This is a genomic window from Sphingomonas taxi (genome assembly GCF_000764535.1).
Taxonomy (GTDB): domain Bacteria; phylum Pseudomonadota; class Alphaproteobacteria; order Sphingomonadales; family Sphingomonadaceae; genus Sphingomonas; species Sphingomonas taxi.
The window spans coordinates 2,192,084-2,216,571 of the sequence record NZ_CP009571.1 but is presented as its reverse complement, the minus strand read 5'-3'; the positions used below and the strand labels follow the sequence as shown (position 1 = coordinate 2,216,571).

Here is a 24,488-nt window from a genome sequence, read left to right as displayed (position 1 = left end):
CTTTGTCATCAATACTTTAGATGCAGTTTGAGGTGCTTAAACAACATGATTGACAGTAGTTGCATGATGCGTCTGATCATCCAGCGTCGCGAGATAGTCGAGCGGGTCGGCGACGACCGCGGCGGCGACCGGTACCACTGCCGCGCTGTGATCGGCGCCCGACGCATCGGCGTGGATGCCATTCTGCTGCGTGGCGAGATAGTGCGAGAGCACATCTTCCAGTTCGCCGCGCCCTTCGAACAGTTCGTAGGTGGCGAGCCCGATCGCCGCGCCATCGCCCGTCGCGGCGACCGCGGGTGCGGTGGCGAGATGGGCATCGGCGGTCACCGCGTGCGTATCCAGTGAAACCACATCGGGTTCGATACTGTAGACGGGTGCGACCGCATAATGGACCATCGCCGAGGCATTGTCGCCCGGCACGTCGATCGTGACGGTCAGAGTCGTGGTCGCGGCGACTCCATTGGGCTGCACCAACTGGTAGGTGAACGAGTCGGTCAGGTCGGTGGTCGAATAGGCCAGCGTCGTACTCGGCTGGTAGACGTAATGGCCGACCTCATCGACGGTCAGCGTGCCGTGCGTGCCGTTGATGACGAGCGGGGTATTGCCGACCTCCGTAAAGGTGCTGCCGGTGGCGACGCGGACCGCGACGAAGCTCGAATGGGCGTCGTCGTTGGCGAGCAGGCTGCCCTCCACCGCTGCCGGGCTGACGACGACATGGCGGTCGAGCAGCGTCGTCGTGCGGTCCAGCGTGACGCTGGTGTCGAACCGCGTGCCGACCAGCGCGTCGGCGGCGAGCGTATAACGGTAATTGCCCGCCGGCAGGTCGTTGAGCGTGAAGCTGGTGCTGGCGCTGCCGACGCCGGCCAGCGCCAGGTTGGTGATCGTCTGGGTGGTGCCGGCGGTGAGATTGGTCAGCGTCAGCGTATAGGTAGGGGCGACGCTGAGCAGGCCTACCGTGGAGGCGCGGATGGTGATGTCCGCATCGGTGTTGGGCGCGATCGAGAACGTATCGGTCCGCTCGCCGTGCGAGCCGACCGCGACCGGCAACAGCGGCACCTGCACCGCGGGGGTCGCGGTGAAGCTGTAGGTGATCGGCGCCGCCGCCTCGACGACGTTGGCATAAGTGACCGGCGCCACCGCGACATCGGCGACGCCGACCGGCGCGCCGGTGATCGCGCCGCTGCCGACGGTGATCGACAGATTGGCGCGCTCCACCTCATTGTCGCTAGGGTCGATGATCGCATAGCTGAAGACGTCGGTACGGCCGATCGCCGCCGCATTCGCATCGGGCGTGTAGCTGTAGCTGCCGTCGAGGTTGATCACCAGCGTGCCCCATTCGCCGTCGACGACGGTGCCGTCCGCGGTGACGGCGACGGTCGCGCCGGTGACGGTGTTGGTGACGCTGGTCACGTGCGTGCCGGGCGAGACCACGTCGACCGCGCCGCCGACGCCGGGGTCGGTGATGACGTTGCCGGTCGCCGCGACCGGGCGCACCCCGCCGACATCGGTATAGTCGATATCGGTGCCGCTGACCGCGAGGCTGCCGAGCAGACCGACGCCGACGCCGAGCCCGCTTTGATAGGTGAGGAAGGCGCGATATTCGCCGGGCGTGAGCGTCTGGCTGGCGGTGAGGTTGCCGTTCAGCAGGCCGAGTTCGAGCAGAGAGCCGCCCGGAGCGCCGTTGACTGCAACCCATTGCGTGCCGTCGAAGCGCTGGACGACGACGCTATAGCCGCTGGTGACGCCGATGTTGAGCGTCGCGTCATAGGTGAAGCTGGCGGCGAGGTTGTGGCCGTCCTGCACGGTGAAGCGGACGCTGGGCGTGCCGAGCACCTGCGCCTGCAGGTTGAGCACGCCGGCGGAGACCAAGGCGAGGTAGTTGGCGCTGCCGATCGCGGTGGGCGCGGCGGCGACGACGGGGAGGAGGTCGATCGTCGCCGTCGCGGCGTTGCCGAACGCCTGGATATCGAACGGCGCGACGACCGTCGCGGCGCCCGAGACGTTGCCGGCCGCATCGGCCAGGGTCACCGCCAGCGTCGCGCCGGCGACCTGCGGCGTGGTCAGCGTGACGGTGAAGCTGCCGTCGGCGCCGACGACGCCGTTGCCGAGGACGCTCGTGCCGCTGCGCACCTCGACGCGGGCGCCGGCCTCGCCGGTGCCGGTGAGCGTCGTGCCGGTCGGGTTGACCGCCAGCGCGGCGGGCGCCGCGGGCGCGGTGATGTCGGGCGCGACGACGGTGATCCCGGCCGAGACGTTGCGCGCCGCGTCGGTCTGCACCGCGGTCAGCGTCTCGCCGTTGCGCTGCGGCGTGGCGAGGGTGACCAGATAGCTGCCCGAGGTGGTGACCAGCGCGGTGCCGAGGTCGACGCCGCCGGCACGGATCGTCACGGTCGCGCCGGGCTCGCCGGTGCCGGTCACCTGACTGCCGGCGGCGATCACCGTGGCGGTCGGCGCGGCGGGCGCGGTGATGTCGGGAGCGAGCGCCAGGACCGACGTGGCGGGGCCGTTGGCGACTGCCTGCACGACGGTGAGCGTCTCGCCGTTGCGCTGCGGGGTGGACAGGCCGATCGTGTAGGTGCCGTCGCCGGCCGCGGTGACCGTGCCGAGCGCGGTGCCGTTGAGCGTGACGGTGATCGCGGCGCCGGCGGCACCTGTGCCGGTCACGGTGGTGCCGTCGGGCGATACGGTGGCGGTGAGCGGGGCCGGTCCGGCCAGCAGCGGTGCGCCGGCGGTGGTGGGGATCGAGACGTTGCCGCTGGTGTCGCTCTGCGTGACGGTCAGCGTCTGGCCGCCGGTCTGCGGCTGGGTGAGCTGGACCGTATAGCTGCGATCCGGGTCGACCACCGCGGTGCCGAGCGGCACGTTGCCGGCGCCGAGGACGGTCACGGTGGCGCCGGGCTCGCCGGTGCCGGTGACCAGGACGCCGTCCGCCGTCACCGTCGCGACCGGCGCGGCGGGGGGCGTGGTATCGGGGGCGATCGTAGCGGTGACCGGCGAAACGCCGCCGCCGTCGCTCTGGCGGACGCCGAGCAGCTCGCCGTTGGTCTGCGCAGTGGCGAGCGCCACGGTGTAGCTGCCGTCGGCGGCGGCGACGGTACGGCCCAGTTCGGTGCCACCCGGAGCGGTGACGACGATGGTCGCGCCGGCTTCGCCGAAGCCGCTGACGCTGGCGCCGCCGGCCGCGACGGTCGCGGTGGGGGCGGCGGGGGCGACGAGGTCCGGCGCGGTGAGCGCGAAGCCCGGCGACGTGTTGCCGGTGGGGTCGGCCTGCCGGATGGTGAGCGGTTCGCCGTCGATCTGCGCGGTGGCGAGCGGGATCGTGAAGCTGCCGTCCGCCGCGACCACCGCGGTGCCGAGCACCGTGCCGGCGGCGCCGGTGGCGGTGACGGTCGCGCCGGCCTCGCCGAAGCCGGTGATGCTCGCGCCGTCGCCGGCGACCGTGCCGGTGGGGGCAAGCGGTGCGGTGGTGTCGGGGGCGGTCGCGGTCGCGACGGGGGAGGCGTTGCCGCCGCCGTCGACCTGGATCGCGGTGAAGCCTTCGCCGTTCAGCCGTGCCGGCGAGAGCGGGACGCTGAAATTGCCCGCGGCGTCCGCCGTCACGGTGGCGACGAAGCCGCCGGGGCCGGTGACGGTGACGGTCGCATTGGCCTCGCCGATGCCACTGGCGAGCGTGCCGTCGCCGGCGATGGCGAGCGTCGGCGCGGCGGGCGGCGTGATGTCGGGGGCGAGCGCCGCGATCGGCGGCGAGACGTTGCCGCCGCCGTCGGTCTGGGTGGCGAGCAGCCGCTCGCCATTGGCCTGCGAGGTGGAGAGGGTGACGGCGTAGCTGCCGTCGGCGGCGACGACGGTGACGCCGATCGGCGCACCGGCGGGATCGGTGACGACGATCCGCGCGCCGGCCTCGCCGGTGCCGGTGACGGTGGTGCCGTCGGGCGAGACGGTCGCGGACGGCGCGGCCGGCGCGATCAGGTCGGGCGCGGTGACGGTGCCGGGAAGCGAGACGTTGCTTGCGGCATCCGCCTGCGTCGCGGTCAGCGTTCCGCCGTTGTTCTGCTGTGGGGTAAGCGTGACGGTGAAGCTGCCGTCCGCCGCGACCGTCGCGGTGCCGAGCGCGACGCCGGCGGCATTAGTGATCGTCACCACCGCGCCGGCCTCGCCGGTTCCGGTCACGACGGTGCCGTCGCCGTTGATGGCGAGCGTCGGCGCGGCGGGGGCGGTGAAATCGGGCGCGGTGACGGTGACGGTCGGCGAGACGTTGCCGGTCGCGTCGGTGAGCGTCACGCGGATGCTCTCGCCGTCGATCAGCGCGGTGGCGAGCGGCACGTTGAAGCCGCCGGTGGTGTCGACGGTGCCGGTGCCGAGCAGCGTGCCGGCGGCATCGCGGACCATGGCGATCGTTCCGGGCTCGCCGGTGCCGCTGACGAAGGTGCCGTCGACGGCGACGCTGGCGACCGGGGCGAGCGGTGCGGTGAAGTCCGGCGCGACCAGCGGAATCGCGGGCGAGACGTTGCCGGCGCGGTCCGCCTGGGTGACGGCGAGCACCTGGCCGTCGACCTGTGGCGCGGAAAGCGTGACCGCATAGCTGCCGGCGGTGGTGACGATGGCAGTGCCGAGCGACGTGCCGTTGAGGTCGCGCACGACGATCGTCGCGCCGGCCTCGCCGGTGCCGGTGACGACGGCGCCGCTCGGATCGAGCGTCGCGGTGGGTGCCGCCGGGGCGGTGAGGTCGGGCGCGATCGCCGTGGTCGGCGGCGAGGCGCCGATCGCGTCGCTCTGGGTGACGAAGACGGTCTCGCCGTTGACGCGCGGGGTGGCGAGGGCGACGTTGTAGCTGCCGTCGGCCGCGGCGACGCCGGTGGCGATGACGGTGCCGGTGGCGCTGTAGACGGTGATCGTCGCGGCACCCATCGCGCGTCCGGTCACCGCGGTGCCGTCGCCGGTCACCGTCGCCGACGGCGGCATCGGGACGACGCCGGGGGCGAGGTCCGGCGCGATGGCGCTGACCACCGGCGACACGTTGTTCGCCGGGTCGGTCTGGCGGACGGTGAGCACCTCGCCATCGACCTGCGCCGACGACAGCGTCGCGGTGTAGCTGCCGTCGGCAGCGACGATGGCGGTGCCGATCTCGAGCCCGACAGGATTGCGGATCGAGATGGTCGCGCCGGCCTCGCCGGTGCCGGTGACCGACAGGCCGTCGCCGCCGACCGTCGCGGTGGGGGCGAGCGGTGCGGTGATGTCGGGCGCGGTCAGCGCGACGGTGGGCGAGGCGTTGCCGGCGGCGTCGCTCTGGCCGACGACGAGCGTCTGGCGGTCGACCTGCGGGGTGGCGAGCGTGACCGAATAATTGCCCTGCGCGGTGACGATCGCGGTGCCGAGCAGCGCACCCGCGCCGTCGCGGACGCTGACCGTCGCGCCGATCTCGCCGGTGCCGGTGACGATGCTGCCGCTGGCGTCGAGCGTCGCGGCGGGGGCCGCCGGCGGGGTGAGGTCGGGTGCGGTGAAGGCGAGCGGGGGCGAGGCGTTGCCGGCCGGATCGGTCTGGACGACGGTGAGCGCCTCGCCGTTCGCCTGCGGGGTGGCGAGCGTGACGGCATAGCCACCGTTGGCGGCGACGGTGTCGCTGCCGAGCACGGTGCCGTCGGCGGCGGTGACGGTGACGGTCGCGCCGGGTTCGCCGACGCCGATCACGGTGCTGCCGCCGGCGGCGACGGATGCGGTCGGTGCGCCGGGCGCGGTGAAGTCGGGTGCGGTGATCGTCGTCGCGGGCGAGGCGTTGCCGGTCGGATCCGCCTGAGTGACGGTGACGGTCTGGCCGTCGCCCTGCTGCGCGGTCAGCGTGACGGTGTAGCTGCCGTCCGGCGCGACGAGCGCGGTGCCGAGCGGATTGCCGGTTTCGTCGCGGACGGTGACGGTCGCACCGGCCTCGCCGATGCCGGTGACGCTGTTGCCGTCGGGCGCGACGGTGGCGGAGGGCGCGACGGGCGCGGTGGTGTCGGGGGCGGCGATGCCGGTCGCGGCCGATACATTGCCCGCGCCGTCCGCCTGGGTGACGGCGAGCGTGCCGCCGTTCGCCTGCGGCGTGGCGAGCTGTACGGCATATTCGCCGGACGCATTGGCGGTGGCGGTGCCGATCGCGGCGCCGCCGGCGTCGCGGACGGTGACGGTCGCGCCCGCCTCGGCGGTGCCGGTGACGATCTGGCCGGTGGCGTCGATCGTCGCGCTCGGCGCGGCGGGGGCGGTGAGATCGGGGGCGATCGCGGTCGCGGGCGGCGACACCGCACCGGTGGCGTCCGCCTGGGTGACGCGGATCGTCTCGCCGTCGAGCCGCGCCGGGGTCAGCGCGACGCTGTAGCTGCCGTCGGCAGCGGCGGTGCCGGTGCCGATCGCGACGCCGTTGGCGTCATAGAGCGTGATCGTCGCGCCGCCGGCGGCGAGGCCGGTGACCGCGGTGCCGTCGCCGGTCACCGCCGCGGTCGGCGCGGCGGGCGGGACGTCGACGACCAGATCGGGCGCGGTCGCGGTGGCGACGGGCGACAGGTTGCCGGCGGCATCGGCCTGACGGACGCTCAGCACCTCGCCGTCGATCTGGGGCGTGGACAAGGTGGCGGCATAGGTACCGTCGGCGGCGACGGTGGCGGTGGCGATCACCGCGCCGAGCGGATCGCGGATGGTGACCGCGGCGCCCGGCTCGCCGACGCCGCTGACGCTCGCGCCGTCGGCGGCGATCGTGATGGTCGGCGCGGCGGGCGCGGTGAGGTCGGGCGCGGTGAGCGGCGTCGCTGGTGAGGCGTTGCCGGCAGCGTCGGTCTGGGTGACCGCGAGGCTCTGGCTGTCGATCTGCGGGGTGGCGAGGACGACCGCATAGGCGCCCTGTGCGCCGACCGTCGCCGAGCCGAGTGCGGTGCCGGCGGCATCGCGGACCACGATCGTGGCGCCGGGCTCGCCGGTGCCGGTCACGGTGGTGCCGGTCGCGTCGAGCGTGGCGACCGGCGCGGCGGGCGGCGTGATGTCGGGCGCGGTGAGCGCAAGCGGGGTCGCCTGATTGCCGGCGGCGTCGCTCTCGCGCACCGTCAGCGCCTCGCCATTGGCCTGCGCCGGGGTCAGCGCGACGACGTAGGTGCCGTCGGCACCGACCAGCGCGGTGCCGAGCACGGTGCCGGCGGCGTTGACGATGGTGATGCGTGCGCCCGCCTCGCCGGCGCCGCTGACCGAGGTGCCGTCGCCGGTGATCGTCGCGGTCGGCTGGGCCGGGGCGGTGAGATCGGGAGCGACGGTGCTGGCGGTGCCCGAGGCGTTGCCGGCGGCGTCGGTCTGGCGCGCGTCGAGCCGCTCGCCGTTGACCTGTGCGGTCGCGAGCGTCGCGCTGTAGCTGCCGTCGGCGGCGACGGTGACGGTGGCGAGTATGGTGCCGGCGGGATCGGTGATCGTGACGCGGGCGCCCGGTTCGCCGGTGCCGGTGACGACGGTGCCGGTGCCGTCGACCGCGACGGTCGGTGCGGCGGGGGCGGTGATGTCGGGCGCGGCGACCGCGACGGTCGGCGAGACGTTGCCGGCGGCGTCGCTCTGGCTGACGCTCAATGCGCCGCCATTGGCCTGCGGCGTCGACAGCGTAACGGTGTAGCTGCCGTCGGCGGCGACGAGCGCGATGCCGAGCACGGTGCCGGCGGCGTCGCGGACGGTGACGGTGGCGCCAGCCTCGCCGCGGCCGCTGACGGTCGCGCCGGTGGCATCGACCGCGGCGGTGGGCGCGACCGGGGCGGTGAGGTCGGGCGCCTGGATGACGAGGGTGGGGGAGACGTTGCCGGCGGTGTCGGTCTGGGTGACGGTGAGCCGCTCGTTGTCGATCCGCGCCGGGGCGATGACGACGGTATAGCTGCCGTCGGCGGCGACCACGGTGGTCGCGATCACGGTGCCGGCGGCGTCGCGGACGGTGATGGTGGCGCCGGCTTCGCCACGACCGGTGATCGCGGCGCCGTCGCCGCGGACGGCGGCGACGGGTATGGCGGGGGGCGTGGTGTCGGGCGTGCCGGTGCCGACACCGGTCCCGGTGCCCGGATCGGGCGTCGGTGTGCCGCTGCCGGCGGCGCTGGCGTCATCGCCGCCGCCGCCGGCGATCGCGACGATGCCGCCGGCCGCGGCAGCGCCGCCGAGCAGCATCGCGGGCAGCGCCAGCGACGACCCGCCCTCGCCCGCGACGGCGGTGAGGTCGGCGAGGTCGCGTAGCGATGCGAAGCGTGGGACGCCGCCGCTGCCACGCGCCACCCAGAGGTGGCCGCCGGGCTCGCGCAGGACGAGGTCGTTCGCCACCGTCGCATTGGCGGGGTAGAAATCGGCGATCCGTACGGTCTGGCCGTCGACGAGGCGGACGACGAGATCCTGACTCTGGCGATCCATCCCGGCGATCTGGGCACGCGTGAGATCGAGGCGGACGATGCTCGGCGCGTCGAGATCGACGCTGTTGCCCGCGACTTCGTTCACGGCGCCGGTCGCCTTCGAGATCACTTCGACGTTCATGGCCTATTCCTCTACTGGCACTTCGCTGCACGACATCGTCCGTGTCGGACCGAGGTGCGATTTAATCTATGCTAGTAAAGTCGGCTCCCAAGCCGAAGCTGCTTCGATACCGATATCGGTTTGAAATCCTGTTGTCGGTTCCGCGCCACACTCTAGCCTGATCAACAGAGAGGAGAGAGGCGCGGACCATGAATCCTGAAGCCGAATACTTGCGCCGCCGGGAGTTGCACGAATTGCACATGGCGCGGCGGGCGCAGTGCAAGCGGGCACGGCGGGTGCATCATCATCTGGCCGCTATCTATGCGACGCGGCGCGCCGACCTCGGCCCGGCGTCCGCAGAGGTGCTTCGCGTGCCTGCACCATGGCGTGCGTGGCGCGCCTTTTGGCGGCTGGTGTGGGATTGAGCGGAACGTGCCGGGCGCTCGTTCGTCCAATGCTGCGAACGCATGGATGGGAGCGAATCGGCAATGGCGATCTTCAACAAGGACATGGTCGAACTCGCCGGCCGCAACGACCTTTGGCAGAAAGAGGTCTATCGCGACGCCAAGGTGCAGATCGTGCTGATGGCGATCCCTGCCGGCGAGGAGATCGGCATGGAGACGCATCCCGCCGACCAGACGACCTTCATCGTCGAGGGCGAGGCGCAGGTAGTGATCGACGGTCATTCGACCAAGGCGACGCCCAACCACCTCGTCGTGGTGCCGAAGGGCGCACAGCACAATATCGTCAACAAAGGCGCGGGCGCGCTCAAGCTGTTCTCGGTCTACGCGCCCCCGGCGGAGCCGGAGGGTGCCGCCTTCAAGACCAAGGCCGAAGCGGAAGAGGCCGAGAAGGGCCTGCTCGCCAAGGCGGTCGATGCGGTGAAGGATGCCGTCGGGCATTAAGCCCGGGCGGCATTTCCGGAGACGTCGCTCCATCGGGGGACTCGCGGTCCGCCGATGGAGACGATTGTCATTTGATTTTTAGCGGGCTTGGTTGCATCCACCACCGCGCGGCACGAGTGTCGATCGGAGCGGAGGTTCGCGCATGGATATCGACAACGCCGTCCGTCTCGACGAGGCGCGGCACCTGATTTCGCAGGCCTTGGAATTGGCCGTGGCGGCCGACGAGACGCTGGCCGCCGCCGAGCTGGAGCAGGCGCTCGACACGGTGACGCGCCGTGCCGACGCGCTGCGCTTCAATTCAGAGTCGCCCCCGCGGCGCCCGTCCGCGACTCAATGATCGCCTGACACGCTTCGGCGGCCATGACGAAGCCCGCCTCGGTCAGCGTGACCCTGCCGTCGCGCTCCATGACGAGATCGCGATCGACGAGGACGTCGAGCCAACGGCGGGCGACCGGGCCGGAAACGCCCGTGGCGGTGATCAGCGGCGGCACCATCATTGCCTGATCGTCGGCGGCAAACAGCGCGTACAGCAGGTCGATCGGCGGGTTGTTGACGAATTCGGCCGGCATCACCGATCGTAGCGCGCTGCGGGCGGCAATCAGATCGCGCGCCACCCCGCGCAATTGTTCCAGCATCACCGGCGAGCGCGCGGCGATCGCTCTGGCCCAGAAGTCTACAAGGCGCGCTTGCGGCATGGCTCCCAGTCCTCTCTTGATTATCTTGATGCCTCCGTGCCGGAGGCAGCGCGGTGAAACAACCTATAACAACTGATTTGGATCAAATACTTAGTTAATGTCATCATAATCAGGCAATTCGATACCAGACCGCGTCTTGCGCGAAGATTTCCGCCGCGGTGCGGGTGTCGCCGTCGGCGAATCGGATCGTCGCGTCGGGCACCGCGGTGCCGCGGATGAGCGCGGCGACGTGCAGGCTGCGGCCGCCGGTGCTGCGGTTGAAGGCGAGGATGCGGTCGCTGCCCTCGACCGTGGCGGGCCGATAGTCGCCGTCGGCGAACAGCGCCGGATCGGCGCGGCGGCGGGCGAGCAGGTCGGCGATCAGCCGCAGCTTGGCCGGGACCGCATCGCCGCCGAGCAACGCGGCGCGCGCGGCATAATCGACCGGGCGGCGGTTGTCGGGATCGACGAGGCTGAGGTCGGCGAGTTCGGTGCCCTGATAGAGGTCGGGCACGCCCGGCGCCGTATAGCGCAGCAAAGTCTGGACGAGCGTGTTGGCGCGGGCCGCGGGCGCGATCTCCGCGACGAAGGCGGTGACCTCGGCGACGAAGCGCGGATCGGCAAGATAGGCGTCGATCAGCGCCGCCGCGGCGGCCTCATAGTCCTCGTCGGGGGCTTCCCAAGACGAGCGGAGCTTGGCCTCGCGCAGCGCCTTCTGCTGCCACGCCTTGAGCCGGTCGGCGAAGTCGCCGGCCGCGCCGTCCTCCGGCCAGGCGCCGACGATCGTCTGGAGCAGCATGTAGCGATCGCCGCCGTCGACGTCGTGATCCCAGCCCCATGACAGCGCCTCCCACGCCTCGACCCGCGCGCGCCATGCGTCGGGGATCGTGCTCAGGACCGCGAGCCGGGCGCGGACATCCTCGCCGCGCTTGTGGTCGTGCGTCGCGGTGGTCAGCATCGCATGCGGCACGTCGCGCGCCCGATCGGCCATGATCCGGTGGAAGGCGTCGACGGGCACGCCGAGAATCGTCGCGTCGAAGCCGACGTCGTTGCGCGACAGCAATCGGCCCGAACGGTAGAAGGCGGTATCCTCGACCGATTTGGCGGCGATCGGGGCGGATAGCTGCTGGAAGCGACGCACCGCGTCGGCGGCATCGCCCGAAGATCCCTGCGGCCCCTCCCCGGCGAGCCAGGCGAGGATGCGGTCGACGACATGCGCTTCGCCGGGCGGGATCAGCCACGACACGCGCTCGCGGACGAGGCCGCGGATCGCCGCGTCCTGCGGCGCGGCGGCGCTGCCGGTGCCATAGGTGCGATAGACCGGGAACACCCAGAGCAGCCGCTCGATCGCGCGGCGCAGCATCGCCGGGGTGACCGCCTCGTCGTCGTTCAGCGCGACGAAGGCAGCGACGCAGGCGTCGAGCTGGCCGGAGAATTGCCACGCGAGCAGATCCTGCCGCGCCTCGAACTCCTCCGCCTCGAACCCCTGATAGCGGCCGCTCACCTCCTGCCACAATTCCTCGAGCGGCAGCGCGCCGAGCGGGTCGTGGATCAGCGTCGCGACCTGTTCCATGAAGTCGTAGCCGCTGGTGCCGTCGACGCCCCAGCCGAGCGGCTGGCCTTCGCCCGCACCGAGGATCTTCTCGATGACGATCCAGGCGTCGGGGCCGAGCCGCTCGCGCAACGTGCGGCAATAGCCGATCGGGTCGGTGAGGCCGTCGACGTGATCGATGCGGACGCCGTCGATCAGCCCCTCGTCGTAGAGGCGGAAATACAGTGCGTGCGTCGCCTCGAACACCGCGGGATCCTCGATGCGGACGCCGGCGAGGTCGTTGACGGTGAAGAAGCGGCGCCAGTTGAGTGCGTCGTTGGCGACGCGCCAGCTCGCCAGCCGGTAATGCTGGCGGTCGAGCAGCGTGGCGAGGTCGCTTTCCTGCACGTCGGGGCGCAGCGGGAAGCGATGCTCGCCGTAAGCGACGATCGCGTCGCCTTCGACCGCGAGGTCGCCGTTGGCGATCGTCGCCGCAAGCGTGTCGCCGAGCACCGGCAGCAGCAGCCGCCGCGACCAGTCGATATCGAAGAACCGGGCGTAGGCGCTCGCCTGTCCGTTGGCGAGCACGTCGTTCCACCAGGCGTTGCCGCCGCCGGCGACTCCCATATGGTTGGGAACGATATCGATAACGACGCCCATGTTCCGCGCCTTGAGCGCGGCGACGAGGCTGCGGAAGCCGTCCTCGCCGCCGAGCTCGGGGTTGATGCGGGTCGGATCGACGACGTCATAGCCGTGCGTCGAGCCCTTGGCGGCGACGGTGATCGGCGAGGCGTAGAGGTGGCTGATCCCGAGTTCGTCGAGATACGGCACCAGCGCCTCGGCATCGGCGAAGGTGAAGCCGGCGTGGAACTGCATGCGATAGGTGGCGCGGGGCGTCATGCGAAACTCTTTGCTGTAAGGAGGGCGGCGCGGCGCGCGACCTCGGGCCGGGCGAGCAGCGCCTTGGTCGTGTCGGGCATGCGGCGGCGCCAGTTGGGATGTTCGTCGGTGGTGCCGGGCAAATTGGGCTGTTCGGCGATGCCGACGAGGTCTTCGAGTGGGACGATGGTGAGCGGGCAGGGTGCCTGACGCGTGAAGGCGATCGCGGCGTCGATCGCCGGTGCGGCGTCGTTGGGGACCGGGCCGGCGGCGACACCCGCCGTGGTACAGGCGGTCCACAGCGCCTTCTTCTCGCCGATGCGGCGCAGCCGGTCGGCGGGTTCGTCGCTCGCGCTGCGCTTCAACTTGTGGTTCCAGGTGATGTCGCGGCCGGTCCACCAGCCCGCGAGCGTCGCGGTGTCGTGCGTGCCGGTCATCGCAACCGCCTGCGCGTCCCACTCGCTGGAGGGCGTGAAGCCTGTGTCGTCGCGCTCGAAGGGGAGGACGCGCATGCCGAGCATGCCGCGCTTCGCCATCGTGTCGCGGAAGCCCGGCGGCACGGTGCCGAGATCCTCGCCGATGACGATCGCCCCGGCGCGATGCGATTCGAGCGCGAGGATACGCAGCAGGTCGGCGAAGGGCATCGCCAGATAGGCGCCGTCGCTCGCCTTGCCGCCGTCGGGGATGACCCACAGCCGCTTGAGCCCGAGCGCATGATCGATGCGCAGGCCCCCGGCATGGCAGAGCGCGGCGCGGACGGTGCGGATGAAACCGTCGAAGCCGGTCCGGCGCAACGCGAAGGGGGAGAGCGCGGTGATCCCCCAATTCTGCCCCTGCGGCCCGAGCGGATCGGGCGGCGCGCCGATCGACAGGCCGGTCAGCAGATCGTCGCGGCGGTTCCAGCCGTGGCTGCCGCCGGCATCCATGCCGACCGCGAGGTCGGCGATCAGGCCGATCCGCATGCCGGCATCACGCGCCGCCGCCTGCGCCTGCGCGAGGCTGGCGTCGGTGAGCCATTGCAGGAAGGCGTAAAAGGCGACGTCCGGCGCATGATCGGCGACGAAACGGGCGACCGCGGGGCCGGCGGGGTCGTGATAATCGGCGGGCCAGGCCTGCCAGCCGCGCGCCTGCGTGGCGGCGAAGAAATGCGCGTGCAGCGCGTCGAACCGGGCATGGTCGTCCCAGTCCGGGCGGGTCGCGCGAGCGGCGTCGAAGCGGGCGCGCAACCCGGCCGGCGCGCGATCGAAGGCGGTGCGGAGCTGCGCAAGGCGTTCGGGCCAGCCGGTCCGCCAGTCGATCAGCTCGCCACCGGCCGGGCCGGCGTCCGTCACGCCGGCAAGGGCGGGATCGGCGAGGAGCGCGTGGTGGAACAGCCGGCTCGACGGCGCATAGGGGCTGAACCGGGTCGCATCGGCGGGGAAGAGCGCATGCGTCGGGCTGATCGCGAGCGTATCTGCACCGGCGTCGGCGAAGGCGCGCGCGGCCTCGGCGAGCGTGCCGAGGTCGCCGTACGGTGCCGGTCGCGACCCGCGCAATGCGGGGATCTGGACCGCCGGCCCCCAACTATGACCGGGCGGCGGCGCGATGCAGCGCGGCGGCGCGATGGCGAGCGTGACGACACCGCCCGCGGTGTCGAGACGGTGATAGCCGGGCTCGGCGATACCGGGGATGGTGCCGTCCGCGGCGATGGTGACCGCGCGGGTGGTGCCGTCCTCGAGCATCAGGCGCGCCGGGCCGGGCTTGGCGCCAGTCGCGACCGGGCGACCCGTGTCACCGGTGACGAACGGCACGCCGTCGACGCGCGTGTCGAGCGTATCGAGGATCGCGCGCAGCACCGCATCGTCGACGCGCTGCCGGCGGCCGTCGGCATCCTCCCATTCGGCCTGCAGCCCGGCGGCCTGCGCATCGGTGGCGAGATCGGTCATCGCATCCCCCCTTTGTACCCCGGTGAACGCCGGGACCCGGTTGGCAAGGCCGTGGCGATGACGTGACGCGCTTTGCCCACGGCGTCCCCCGACTGGGCTCCAGCCTTCGCCAAGGTGCAGAAAAGACGGGTTCGCGCAGAGGCGCAGAGAACGCGGAGTAGGTCACGCGGCTTGGCCGATGTCGCGGCCCTGTCATCCGATCCGATGAAAAGGGATTCACGCGAAGGTGCGAAGGCGCGAAGCAGAAAGGCGGGAGCCCGCCCGTGCGGGACATCTTCGCGCCTTCGCGCCTTCGCGTGAACCATACAGCTACCGCCCGCCCCGGCCGCGACCCCTCTGCGTCCTCCGCGCCTCTGCGCGCCCATCATTTCGCGATCCACGCGCGGAAGCGCTCGCCTTCTGCGTGAAACAGCTCGCCTTCGCCCTCCGGCAGCGGCGCCGGCTGATAGGCGAGATCGAGCGCGATCGTCAGCACGCTGCCGTCGCCGAGCCGCCAGCGTGCGGTGACCGCCGCCTCGCCAGTCGCCTCCGCCCCCAGCGCTTTCGCCCCCGCCAGATGCGGCACGATCGCGCTCCGGCGCAGCGCGATCAGGTCGCGGATCAGCGTCCGCCAGCCGTGCGCATCGGGTCCCGCCTCGGGGCCCGAGCGCTCGAACGTCTCGGGCGCATTGGGATCGGGGATGCGCTCGCGCGCCGCCGGGTCGGCGAAGGCGTCGAACTTGGCGAATTCCTTGCGCCGGCCCTCGCGCACCGCATCCGCCAGTTCGTCGTGGAAATCGGTGAAGAACAGGAACGGCGTCTCGCTGCCTTCGGTGTCGCCCATGAACAACATCGGCACCTGCGGACCGAGCAGCAGCAGCGCGGTCGCCGCGCGTAGCCGCGCGGTGTCGGTCAGCACGGTCAGCCGTTCGCCGAGCGCACGGTTGCCGACCTGATCGTGGTTCTGGAGAAAGGCGACAAAGCGCGTCGGCGCAAGATGCGCACTCGGCGTACCGCGCGGTGTGCCGTCGTGATTGGCCGAAGGTTCGCCCTGATAGATAAAGCCTTCGGCGAGGCAACGCGCCAGCCGCTCGGCGGGCCTGTCGGCGAAGTCGCTGTAATAGGCGCTGGTCTCGCCGGTGAGCAGCACATGGAGGACGCTGTGGAAATCGTCGTTCCACTGTGCGTCATAGCCGCCGTCGTGGAGGCGCTCGGCGTCGTTGCGCTCGTTTTCGAGGACGAGGTGGATGTGGCGATCGGGGAAGGCCGCGCGGATCTCCGCCGCCATTGCGTCGAGGAAGTCGGTGTTGTCGATCGCATGGACCGCGTCGAAGCGCAGCCCGTCGATGCGATAGTCGCCGAGCCACATCAGCGCATTGTCGACGAAGAAGCGATGCACCGCGTCGCGCTCGACCGCGACCGCGCCGCCCCAGGGCGTATGGACATCGGCATCGAAGAAATCGGGGGCGTAGGCCGACAGGTAATTCCCGTCGGGGCCGAAGTGATTGTAGACGACGTCGAGGAAGACCGAGAGGCCGAAGGCATGCGCTTCGTCGACCAGCGCCTTGAGCTCGGCGGGCGCGCCATAGGCTTCGGCGGGGGCGTAGGGCAGGACGCCGTCATAGCCCCAGTTGCGCGTACCGCCGAAGGCGTTGACCGGCATCAGCTCGATCGCGGTGATGCCGAGCGCGGCGAGCGTCGGGATCTGGTCCATGATGCCGCGGAAGCCGCCGAGCACGCCGGCGTGCAGCTCGATCAGCACCGTGTCCTCCCACGGCCGACCGCGCCAGTCCGGGACCGTCCAGGCGTAGGCGGGATCGATGACGAGGCTCCAGCCGTGGACGCCGCCCGATTGTGCGCGACTCGCCGGATCGGGCACCGCGAGATCGTCGAGGCGAAAGCGGTAGCGGGTGCCGGCCGGGGCGTCCGCGGTGGCGACGAACCAGCCGTCGTCCTCCGCCGTCATCACGATCGATGCGCTGCCGTCGATCTCCAGCGTCACCGCGTCGCACGCCGGCGCCCAGAGCGCGAAGCGCGTCCGCCCGTCGTCGAGCAGCTCGGCGCCCCAGCGGCGGCTCATGCCGCATCCTCCTCGAAGGTCAGCGTCCAGGTGACCAGCACCGCGCCCTGCGGCGCCACCTCGTAGCTGTCCTCGATCGCCAGCTCGCCCTGCTCGGGCCTGGCGCTGTCGATCAGCACGATGCGGCCGGCATGCGGCGGCGGCAGATGGAAGGTCACCGGATCGGCCGAACCGTTGATGAGCAGCGACACCGCCTCGACCTCGCCCGCCTCGTTGCGGCTGGCGCGGCGCATCATCAGTGCGCGACCCTCGGGGTTCTGCCAATCCTCGGGGCTCAGCCGCTCGCCGCGCTCGTCCCACCATTCGACGTCGTTGATGCCGTGGCCTGGCGAATCCTGCCCGTAGAGGAAGGTCGCGGCGCGCAGCACCGGATAGCGACGACGCAGGTCGGCCAGCCGCGCGACATAGTCGATCTGCGTCTGCCCGGTCTCGCTCGCCGCCGCCTGCCAGTCGAGCCAACTGATCTCGTTGTCCTGGCAATAGGCGTTGTTGTTGCCCTGCTGCGTCCGCCCGAATTCGTCGCCGGCGACGAGCATCGGCGTGCCGAGCGAGGCGAGCAGCGTCGTCAGCATCGACCGCTGGACACGGCCGCGCGCGTCGTTGATCGCGGGATCGTCGGTCGGGCCTTCCTGGCCCCAGTTGCGTGAATGGTTGTTGTCGTGGCCGTCGCGATTGTCCTCGCCATTTGCCTCGTTGTGGCGCTCCTCGTACATCACCGTGTCGGCGAGGGTGAAGCCGTCGTGCGCGGACAGCAGGTTGATGCTCGCCCACGGCCGGCGCGAGCGGCGGTCGAACAGGTCGCCCGAGCCCGCGAGCCGCGCGGCGAGATCGGCGCGCTGGCCGGCGTCGCCGCGCCAGAACTGGCGGACGGTGTCGCGGTATTTGTCGTTCCACTCGGCGAAGCCGGGCGGGAAATTGCCGAGCTGATAGCCGCCGGGGCCGACGTCCCACGGCTCCGCCATCAGCTTGAGGCGACCGAGCACCGGGTCCTGTCGCACCACGTCGAAGAAGGCGGCGCCGGGGTCGAAGCCGTCGTCCTCGCGGCCGAGCGTCAGGCCGAGATCGAAGCGGAAACCGTCGATGCCGAAGCTCGTCGCCCAATAGCGCAGCGAATCGGTCACCATCTGGATGACGCGCGCCTTGCTGAGGTTGAGCGTGTTGCCGGTGCCGGTGTCGTTGATCGAATAGCGCGGCTGATCCTTGACCAGCCGGTAATAGCTCGCATTGTCGAGCCCGCGCCACGACAGCGTCGGGCCTTTCTCCGAGCCTTCGCAGGTGTGGTTGTAGACGACGTCGAGGATCACCTCGATCCCCGCCTTGTGCAGGCGGTGGACGGCGCGGCGCAGCTCGTCCTGGCTGTCGGTCGACATATAGGCCTGTTCGGGGGCGAAGAAGCCGAGCGTGTTATAGCCCCAATAGTTCTTCAGGCCCTTTTCCTGCAGGAAGCGGTCCTGCGTGAAGCTGTGGATCGGCAGCAGCTCGAGCGCGGTGACGCCGATCCGCTTGAGATGCGCGATCACCGCGGGATGGCCGAGCGCGGCATAGGTCCCGCGTTCGCGCGGCGGCACCAGCTCCATCAGCCTGGTCAGGCCCTTGACGTGCGCCTCGTAGATCACGGTTTCGGACCAGGGCGTGTTGGGCTTGGTGTCGCGCGACCAATCCCAATGGTCGTCGACCACCACTGCCTTGGGCATCGCCGGCGCGCTGTCGCGCTTGTCGAAGCTCAGGTCCTCGCGCGCATGGCCGACCTTGTAGCCGTGCAGCGCATCGGTCCATTTGATCTGGCCGTGCAGCCGCCGCGCATAGGGATCGAGCAGCAATTTGTTGGGATTGAAGCGATGGCCGTTCTCGGGCTCGTAGCGGCCGTGCGCGCGATAGCCGTAGATCAGGCCGGGCGCGGCATCGGGCAGATAGCCGTGGAACACCTCGTCGGTACATTCGGGCAGCGTGATCCGCTGCAGCTCGCGCTTGCCGGAGGGATCGAAGACGCAGAGTTCGATACGGTCGGCATTGGCGCTGAAGACCGCGAAATTGACGCCGAGGCCATCGAACGTAGCGCCCAGCGGATAGGGCGAGCCCGGATCGAGCCGGTCGGGCAAGGCATGCACGTGTTGGAAACCCCCATGATGATCGTCGCTGCGCCAAACGCAGGTGCGGCATGGAAGCTCCCGCGCGAAAACGCGGGCGGCGCGCCGGCGGTCGGGCCGGCGCGCCTGCACGGGTCAGCGCTTGGCGAGCGGGTCGATGCCGGCGCTGCGCCACTGGCTGAGCGATTTGCACTCGCGGCGGCGGATGTGCGAGCCGGTGACGTCGTCGACCAGGCAGACGCGCGGATTGTAGTCCGGGCGCGCCATCGTCGCGGCGGCAGCCGCTGCCGCGGTCGCGACGGGGGTGGCCGATGCGGTGGGTGTCGAGGCGGGCTGCGGCGCGGCGGTGGTCGACAGGAGCGCGGCGGCGATGGTGGTGATGAGCATGATGTTCCTCCCAAGGACACAGCCCGATGTGGCTGTACCCGTAGCAGTGCATTATGCATGCCAAACACCTCATAGGAGGGCGGCGGGCGTTTTCGGGGCTGTTTGCGCCGCGTGGCGCGCCAACATCTGGCTTCCGGCGCCGAAGCTCGGGATCAGCGCGCCGGCTTGCTGAGGAAGCGCGAGCCGATCGCGCAGAAGCGCCATGGCGTCTCGACGGCGCGGGTGATGCCGATGCGGGTGCCGGCGTGGGTCGGGACGATGGCGCCGGCGGCGGCCAGCGCGAACGGCGGCAGGTCGAGCGCCGTGCCGTCGAGCGCCTTGTCGACGCCGAGCGCCTGGCAGAGCCGCCCCGGTCCGGCGCAAAGCAGGCGCGGATCGGCGAGGCCGCGGCGGGCGATCATCGTCGCGATGCCGTCGGTCGGTTCGAGCGCGCGGATCAGCACCGCGCTGCCCGGGAGGCAGACGACATTGAGGCACCAGTGGATGCCGTAGCTGCGGTAGACATAGGCGTGGCCGGCGGGGCCGAACATCGCCGCATTGCGCGCCGTCGGCCCGTTCGCGCTGTGCGAGGCGGGGTCGTCGGCATCGTAGGCCTCGGTCTCGACGATCGTGCCGCCGACGCCGTCGACCAGCAAGGTCGCGCCGATGAGATCGCGGGCGACGGTCGCCACGTCGCGGTCGAAGAAGGCGAGGGGAAGGGGCATTGCGGTGGGGTTAGGCGTGCAAGGCGTGGTGGGACAAGCCTATCTCACTACGTGCGAGGGAGGCCCTATTGGATGAAGCCCGAGCCGCCTGAGATCGCTGCGAAAGGTCCCCAGTGCTCCTGCGAAAGCAGGAGCCCGGGAGTCCCGAATGCCAAGCGACGTTGTTTTGCTTGGCCCTGGGCTCCTGCGTTCGCAGGAGCACGGTGCTGATCCACCGGCGTGCTGCCTCTCGCTGAAGGCCCGCGGGTCAGCCCCATTCCTCCAGCAGCGTCTCGATCCGCTCGAGCCGGGCGTGGGCGTCTTCGATCCGCTCGGAAAGGATCAGGCGGCCGTTCTTCTCCGTGAAGCCCGTCGGCGGGGCGATCGGCTTGCGCGGGGTCAGCGCGATCGCGCCGGGTCCGGCGTCGATCCGCTGGATGTCCGCCGCGCGCGCGGCGACGCGGATACGGGCGACGGCGAACAAAAGCCGCACCGTCTCGGGGAGGTCGCCGAAACGATCCTCCAGCTCGTCGGTCAGCGCGTCGAGGCCGTCGGCGTCCTCGATCCGCGCGAGCCGGGCGTAGGTGGTGACGCGCAGCTCCGCCTCCGGCATCCAGTCGTCGGGCAGACAGCCGTCGATGCCGAGGTGCAGTTCGGGACTCCAGCGCTCCACCGTCTCGCCGCGGGCGGTGCGCAGCGCGCTTTCGAGCAGATGCTGGTACAGATCGATGCCGATCAGCTTCATATGCCCCGCCTGCGTCTCGCCGAGCAGATCGCCGGCGCCGCGCATGTCGAGATCCCGCGCGCTGATCGCGAAGCCGGCGCCGAGCCGGTCGAACGCCTCCAGCGTCTTGAGCCGCTTGAGCGTGCGCGGCGCGATCGTCGCCTCGGGATCGGTGAGCAGCAGCACCTGACCGCGGCGGATGCCGCGACCGACGCGGCCGCGCAACTGGTGGAGCTGCGACAGGCCGAAGCGGTCGGCGCGCCAGATCACCATCGTATTGGCGCGCGGCACGTCCAGTCCCGCCTCGATGATGTTGGTGGCGAGCAGCACGTCGCCGTCACCGCCGGCGAAACGCACCATCGCCTCGTCGATCTCGGCGGCGGGCATCTTGCCGTGCGCCTGGACGATGTCGAGCTCGGGCACCGATTTGGCGAGCTTCTCGGCGAGCGGTGCCATGTCCTCGATCCGCGGCACGACGACGAAGCTCTGGCCGCCGCGGGTACGCTCGCGCAGCAATGCGGTGCGCACCACGGTCGCGTCGAACGCGCCGACGACGGTACGGATCGGCTGGCGCCGCGCCGGCGGGGTGGCGATGACCGAGAGTTGCTGGAGCCCGATCAGCGCGGTCTGGAGCGTGCGCGGGATCGGCGTGGCGCTGAGCGTCAGCACGTGGCCGGCGCCGAGATCGCGCAGCCGCGTCTTGTCGGCGGCGCCGAATCTTTGTTCCTCGTCGATGATGACGAGCGCGAGGTCCTTGTAGGCGATGCCCTTGGCGGCGACCGCGCCGGTGCCGACGACGACGTGCACCGATCCGTCGGCGAGCCCCGCCTTGATCCGCTTGCGGTCGGCGGCGGCGGTGAGGCGGGACAGGCCGGCGACGACGATGCCGGTGCCCTCGAACCGCGCGGCGAAGCTTTCGAGATGCTGGCGCGCGAGCACGGTGGTCGGCGCGGCGATCGCGACCTGATAGCCGGCGAGCGCGGCGATCGCGGCGGCGCGCAGCGCGACCTCGGTCTTGCCATAGCCGACGTCGCCGATGACCAGCCGGTCCATCGGCTTGGCCGAGGCGAGGTCGTCGCGGACCGTGGCGATGGCGCGCGCCTGATCGGGCGTCTCGGTGAAAGCGAAGCCCGCCGCGAAGCGTTCGTAGGCGGCGATGTCGGGGACGAGTTTGGGCGCGGCGCGGCGGTCGCGCTCGGTGGCGAGCGCGGTGAGGCCGCGCGCGCTCTCGGCGATGGCGGCGTCGATCGCGCCGCGCCGCTTGAGCCAGCTCGCGCCGTCCAGCCTGTCGAGCGTCACCGCCTCGGCATCGGCGCCGTAGCGCCAGATGCGGTCGGCCTCGGCGACGGGGACGAGACGGACGCCGTCGTCGGCATAGGTCAGCGCGATCGCGTCGCCGGCCTCGTCGGGCAAGGATTGCAGGCCGCTGACCACGGCGAGACCGTGATCCTCGTGCACGACGACATCGCCGAGGCGGATCTCGCCATAATCGAACAGGCCGGTGTCGGCGACGGGCGTGGAGGGATCGTCGCGTTCGGCACGGCTGCCGAGCAGATCGGCGGCGGCAATGGCGAGCACGCCGTCACGATGGAAGCCGCGATCGGCGGCGAGCGCCAGCAGGTGGATGCTGCCCGGCGCGGCGGCGACGATCGCGGGCCATGACGCATCCTCTTCGACCGGGAGCTTGAGCGTCTTGGCGATGCGGCGTTGCAGGAAGCGCAGATCGCGCGGGCCGCCGAGGATCGCGAGTCGGTCGCCGGCGTCGATCGCGGCGCGTGCCGCCTTGGCGAAGGCACGCGTCGGCGCCTTGTTCTCGACGAAGCGCGGCGGCGGGTCGCCGGCCCGCTCCAGCGGCGGCATCGCGCGGTCGGCGACCGCCTTGCGCCAGCGGGCGTCGCCGAGCGTGTCGGCGATCGCGCGGGTGGGGCGGCGCTTGGCGGCGTCGGCGGCGAGCGCGAGAAAGCGTGCGCGGCGTGCGTCGGCGGCGGGCTCGATGCCGATGCGCGCGTCGGGCACATGATCGCAGAGCGGCACGCCCTCGTCGGCGAGCGGCGGTTCGGCGACGCGGCCGAGTTCGCGCGTGTCGATATCGCCGGTGGTGCGCTGGTCGCCGGGGTCGAAGCAGCGCAGGCTGACGACGCGGCCGTCGCCGGCCTCGACGCGCAGCGGCAGACCGGCATCGGCGGGGAAGACGTCGAGTACCTGGCCGCGCAACGCGATCTCGCCGGGCTCGTCGACGGTCTCGTCCGGGGTGTAGCCGATCTCGGTCAGGCTGGCGAACAGCGCCTCGAGATCGATCGGCGCGCCGGCATCGACGCGGGGCGGCGCGGCGGCGAAGGATTGCGGCGCCGGATAGGCGCGGGCGAGCGCTTCGCCGGTGGTGATGCAGGCGATGCGCGGTCGCTCGGCCGCGTCGAGCAGCAACCGGATGCGGCGCAGCGCCGACACGCGCTGGCCGACGTTGCCGGGCGAGGCGGGAGCGGCGTCGCCGGGCAAAGCATCGCTGCCCGGGCAGAACAGCACTTCGGCGTCGGGCATCGCGAGTGCGAGCGCATGACTGAGCGCGACGCCACGTGGTTCGTCGGCGACGGCATAGAGGAGATCGTCGGTGGCAAGGCGTTCGGCGAGCGCGGCGGCGGTTTCGGCGATGCCGAGCGGATCGGCGACGGGCGGTTCGGGGGCCAGCAGGGGCGCGTCGGCGGGAGGGCTGGCTTTGGCCGGCATAGACCTATGGTGTCTTTCGCTTTGGGGAGTGCTGCCGAACGGCCGGTCGGCGACGACGTTCCTCACCGGGCAATGCGAAAGCTGTGGATGGTATTCGGGGCCGCGGCGATCGATACGTTTGGCTATTGCAGGCGGAGGTTGCATCGATCTTCAGTGTTCCTGCGACGGCAGGAACCCAGGGCCAAACAGAACGACGGTAGCGTCCAGAACCCTGAGCTCCTGCTTGCGCAGGAGCACGGGTGCGGCTCAGTCCACCTGCGCCAGATAGCGTTCGAGATCGTCGCTGCCGCCGATCTGTTCGCCGTCGATGAACACCAGCGGCGTGGTGGCAACGTCATGCTCGGCCTTGAACGCCTCGACCTCCTCGCGCGAACGCAAGATCTGGTCGTCGACCTCGAAGCCTTCGGATTGCAGGATCTGCTTGGCGCGGACGCCGAACGGGCAGATGTGGTCGGGCAGGACCATGCGGTACAAGGTTGCGGTGCGGCTGTCGGCCATGTCGGGTCCTTTTGGGTCGTAAATGAAATACGGCAAGGTAACCTGAAATCCGTTGATGCTGAGCTTGTCGAAGCACCGTGGGACTCACCTGCCCCCTTCGACGCCGCCTACGGCGTCGCTGAGGACAGGCTTCGACAGGCTCAGGGCGAACGGCTCAGGCCGTACCGGTCTCCTCACGCTATAGCGCGGCAGCGTCGCGTGCGTTCCGTCAGCCGGCGGGTTTGAGTCCGGCGGCGACCAGCGGGGTGAGGCGGTCGGCGATGCGCGCGACGCCGGTCGCATTGGGGTGGACGCGGTCGGCCTGCATCAGCTTCGGATCGCCGATCACGCCGTCGAGGACGAAGGGATAGAGGCCGGCCTGGTCGCGCTTCGCCAGATCGGGCCAGATGCGGTCGAAGGCGGTGACGTACGCCGTGCCGAGATTGGGTGGGGCCTTCATGCCGGTGAGCACCACCGGCAGGTCGCGCTTGTGCAATTCGTCGAGCATCGCGGTCATGTTGGCGCGTGTCTCGGCGGCGGGAAGCTGGCGCAGCACGTCGTTGCCGCCGAGGCCGAGCAGCACGAGATCGGGCTTGCGGGGCAGATTGTCGAGCACGAAGCCGAGCCGCTGCCGGCCCGCCGCGGTGGTGTCGCCCGAGACGCCGGCGTTGACGATCGTCGCGTTGATCCCGTCGCGGCGCAACCGTGCCTGCACCGCGTCGGGCAGGCTCTGGCCGCGGTCGAGGCCGTAACCGGCATAGAGGCTGTCGCCGAAGGCCAGCACCAGCCGTTCGGGGCCGGCAGGGCGCGGCGCCGTCGCACGCGCCGTCGCAACGGGCGTCGCGGTCGGGGCGGACGCCGGCCGGTCGCAGCCGGCGAGCATCAGGGCTTGGCCGAGCGCGGCCGCTGCCGCATAGCGTATCATCAGCCCCTTCAAGGC

14 protein-coding genes are annotated in these 24,488 nt (G+C 71.1%); 3 read left to right on the top strand and 11 right to left on the bottom strand.

The genetic code is table 11. The annotated features are described in order from the left end of the window. Nucleotides 1-36: 36 nt before the first annotated feature. Nucleotides 37-8,514, bottom strand: a complete 8,478-nt coding sequence (locus MC45_RS09945) for a BapA/Bap/LapF family large adhesin (protein WP_038662494.1) — start codon at nucleotides 8,512-8,514, stop codon at nucleotides 37-39. A gap of 188 nt (nucleotides 8,515-8,702) precedes the next feature. Between MC45_RS09945 and MC45_RS19300 the strand changes: the two genes are divergently transcribed. The 3 genes from MC45_RS19300 (at nucleotide 8,703) to MC45_RS09935 (ending at nucleotide 9,735) form a co-directional block, all read left to right on the top strand. After that, nucleotides 8,703-8,918, top strand: coding sequence for a hypothetical protein (locus MC45_RS19300; RefSeq protein ID WP_137898288.1), 216 nt, complete (start codon nucleotides 8,703-8,705; stop codon nucleotides 8,916-8,918). A gap of 63 nt (nucleotides 8,919-8,981) precedes the next feature. Next, nucleotides 8,982-9,398 carry a cupin domain-containing protein gene (locus MC45_RS09940; RefSeq protein ID WP_038667084.1) on the top strand — a complete coding sequence of 139 codons (417 nt, stop codon included), beginning with the start codon at nucleotides 8,982-8,984 and terminating at the stop codon, nucleotides 9,396-9,398. 142 nt (nucleotides 9,399-9,540) lie between these two features. Next, nucleotides 9,541-9,735: a hypothetical protein gene (locus MC45_RS09935; RefSeq protein ID WP_038662491.1), complete on the top strand. Its 195-nt coding sequence runs from the start codon at nucleotides 9,541-9,543 to the stop codon at nucleotides 9,733-9,735. Here MC45_RS09935 and MC45_RS09930 read toward each other — a convergent pair. The 10 genes from MC45_RS09930 to MC45_RS09885 form a co-directional block, all read right to left on the bottom strand. Further along, a complete protein-coding gene (locus MC45_RS09930; protein ID WP_156143815.1) occupies nucleotides 9,692-10,093 on the bottom strand; it encodes a hypothetical protein in 402 nt (133 codons plus the stop codon). The genes MC45_RS09935 and MC45_RS09930 overlap by 44 nt on opposite strands. 109 nt (nucleotides 10,094-10,202) lie before the next feature. Then, complete coding sequence (gene treY / locus MC45_RS09925; RefSeq protein WP_038662484.1) at nucleotides 10,203-12,503, bottom strand: malto-oligosyltrehalose synthase; 2,301 nt, start codon at nucleotides 12,501-12,503, stop codon at nucleotides 10,203-10,205. Next, entirely contained in the window at nucleotides 12,500-14,407 is a 1,908-nt protein-coding gene (gene malQ / locus MC45_RS09920; RefSeq protein WP_038662481.1) for a 4-alpha-glucanotransferase, read from the bottom strand. The genes treY and malQ overlap by 4 nt, the downstream gene beginning before the upstream one ends. Nucleotides 14,408-14,771: 364 nt before the next feature. Next, nucleotides 14,772-16,466 (bottom strand): malto-oligosyltrehalose trehalohydrolase, encoded by a 1,695-nt coding sequence (gene treZ / locus MC45_RS09915; RefSeq protein WP_038662478.1) that lies wholly within the window; start codon nucleotides 16,464-16,466, stop codon nucleotides 14,772-14,774. Beyond that, nucleotides 16,463-18,574, bottom strand: a complete 2,112-nt coding sequence (gene glgX / locus MC45_RS09910) for a glycogen debranching protein GlgX (RefSeq protein ID WP_038662475.1) — start codon at nucleotides 18,572-18,574, stop codon at nucleotides 16,463-16,465. Before glgX ends, treZ begins: the two co-directional genes overlap by 4 nt. Before the next feature lie 114 nt (nucleotides 18,575-18,688). Beyond that, nucleotides 18,689-18,940: a hypothetical protein gene (locus MC45_RS09905; RefSeq protein ID WP_038662473.1), complete on the bottom strand. Its 252-nt coding sequence runs from the start codon at nucleotides 18,938-18,940 to the stop codon at nucleotides 18,689-18,691. A 152-nt stretch (nucleotides 18,941-19,092) separates the two neighbouring features. After that, nucleotides 19,093-19,644 (bottom strand): DNA-3-methyladenine glycosylase, encoded by a 552-nt coding sequence (locus tag MC45_RS09900; protein WP_038662470.1) that lies wholly within the window; start codon nucleotides 19,642-19,644, stop codon nucleotides 19,093-19,095. A gap of 247 nt (nucleotides 19,645-19,891) precedes the next feature. Next, nucleotides 19,892-23,071 carry a helicase-related protein gene (locus MC45_RS09895; protein ID WP_081974405.1) on the bottom strand — a complete coding sequence of 1,060 codons (3,180 nt, stop codon included), beginning with the start codon at nucleotides 23,069-23,071 and terminating at the stop codon, nucleotides 19,892-19,894. 246 nt (nucleotides 23,072-23,317) lie between these two features. Then, nucleotides 23,318-23,569: a glutaredoxin domain-containing protein gene (locus tag MC45_RS09890; protein ID WP_038662469.1), complete on the bottom strand. Its 252-nt coding sequence runs from the start codon at nucleotides 23,567-23,569 to the stop codon at nucleotides 23,318-23,320. 208 nt (nucleotides 23,570-23,777) lie between these two features. Beyond that, nucleotides 23,778-24,485, bottom strand: coding sequence for an arylesterase (locus MC45_RS09885; protein ID WP_245640699.1), 708 nt, complete (start codon nucleotides 24,483-24,485; stop codon nucleotides 23,778-23,780). Nucleotides 24,486-24,488: the final 3 nt, after the last annotated feature.

Bases quoted from the DNA above. Each gene is read 5' to 3' on its own strand.
- MC45_RS09945 (WP_038662494.1), bottom strand. From the start codon at position 8,514: ATGAACGTCGAAGTGATCTCGAAGGCGACCGGCGCCGTGAACGAAGTC.
- MC45_RS19300 (WP_137898288.1), top strand. From the start codon at position 8,703: ATGAATCCTGAAGCCGAATACTTGCGCCGCCGGGAGTTGCACGAATTG.
- MC45_RS09940 (WP_038667084.1), top strand. From the start codon at position 8,982: ATGGCGATCTTCAACAAGGACATGGTCGAACTCGCCGGCCGCAACGAC.
- MC45_RS09935 (WP_038662491.1), top strand. From the start codon at position 9,541: ATGGATATCGACAACGCCGTCCGTCTCGACGAGGCGCGGCACCTGATT.
- MC45_RS09930 (WP_156143815.1), bottom strand. From the start codon at position 10,093: ATGCCGCAAGCGCGCCTTGTAGACTTCTGGGCCAGAGCGATCGCCGCG.
- treY (WP_038662484.1), bottom strand. From the start codon at position 12,503: ATGACGCCCCGCGCCACCTATCGCATGCAGTTCCACGCCGGCTTCACC.
- malQ (WP_038662481.1), bottom strand. From the start codon at position 14,407: ATGACCGATCTCGCCACCGATGCGCAGGCCGCCGGGCTGCAGGCCGAA.
- treZ (WP_038662478.1), bottom strand. From the start codon at position 16,466: ATGAGCCGCCGCTGGGGCGCCGAGCTGCTCGACGACGGGCGGACGCGC.
- MC45_RS09905 (WP_038662473.1), bottom strand. From the start codon at position 18,940: ATGCTCATCACCACCATCGCCGCCGCGCTCCTGTCGACCACCGCCGCG.
- MC45_RS09900 (WP_038662470.1), bottom strand. From the start codon at position 19,644: ATGCCCCTTCCCCTCGCCTTCTTCGACCGCGACGTGGCGACCGTCGCC.
- MC45_RS09895 (WP_081974405.1), bottom strand. From the start codon at position 23,071: ATGCCGGCCAAAGCCAGCCCTCCCGCCGACGCGCCCCTGCTGGCCCCC.
- MC45_RS09890 (WP_038662469.1), bottom strand. From the start codon at position 23,569: ATGGCCGACAGCCGCACCGCAACCTTGTACCGCATGGTCCTGCCCGAC.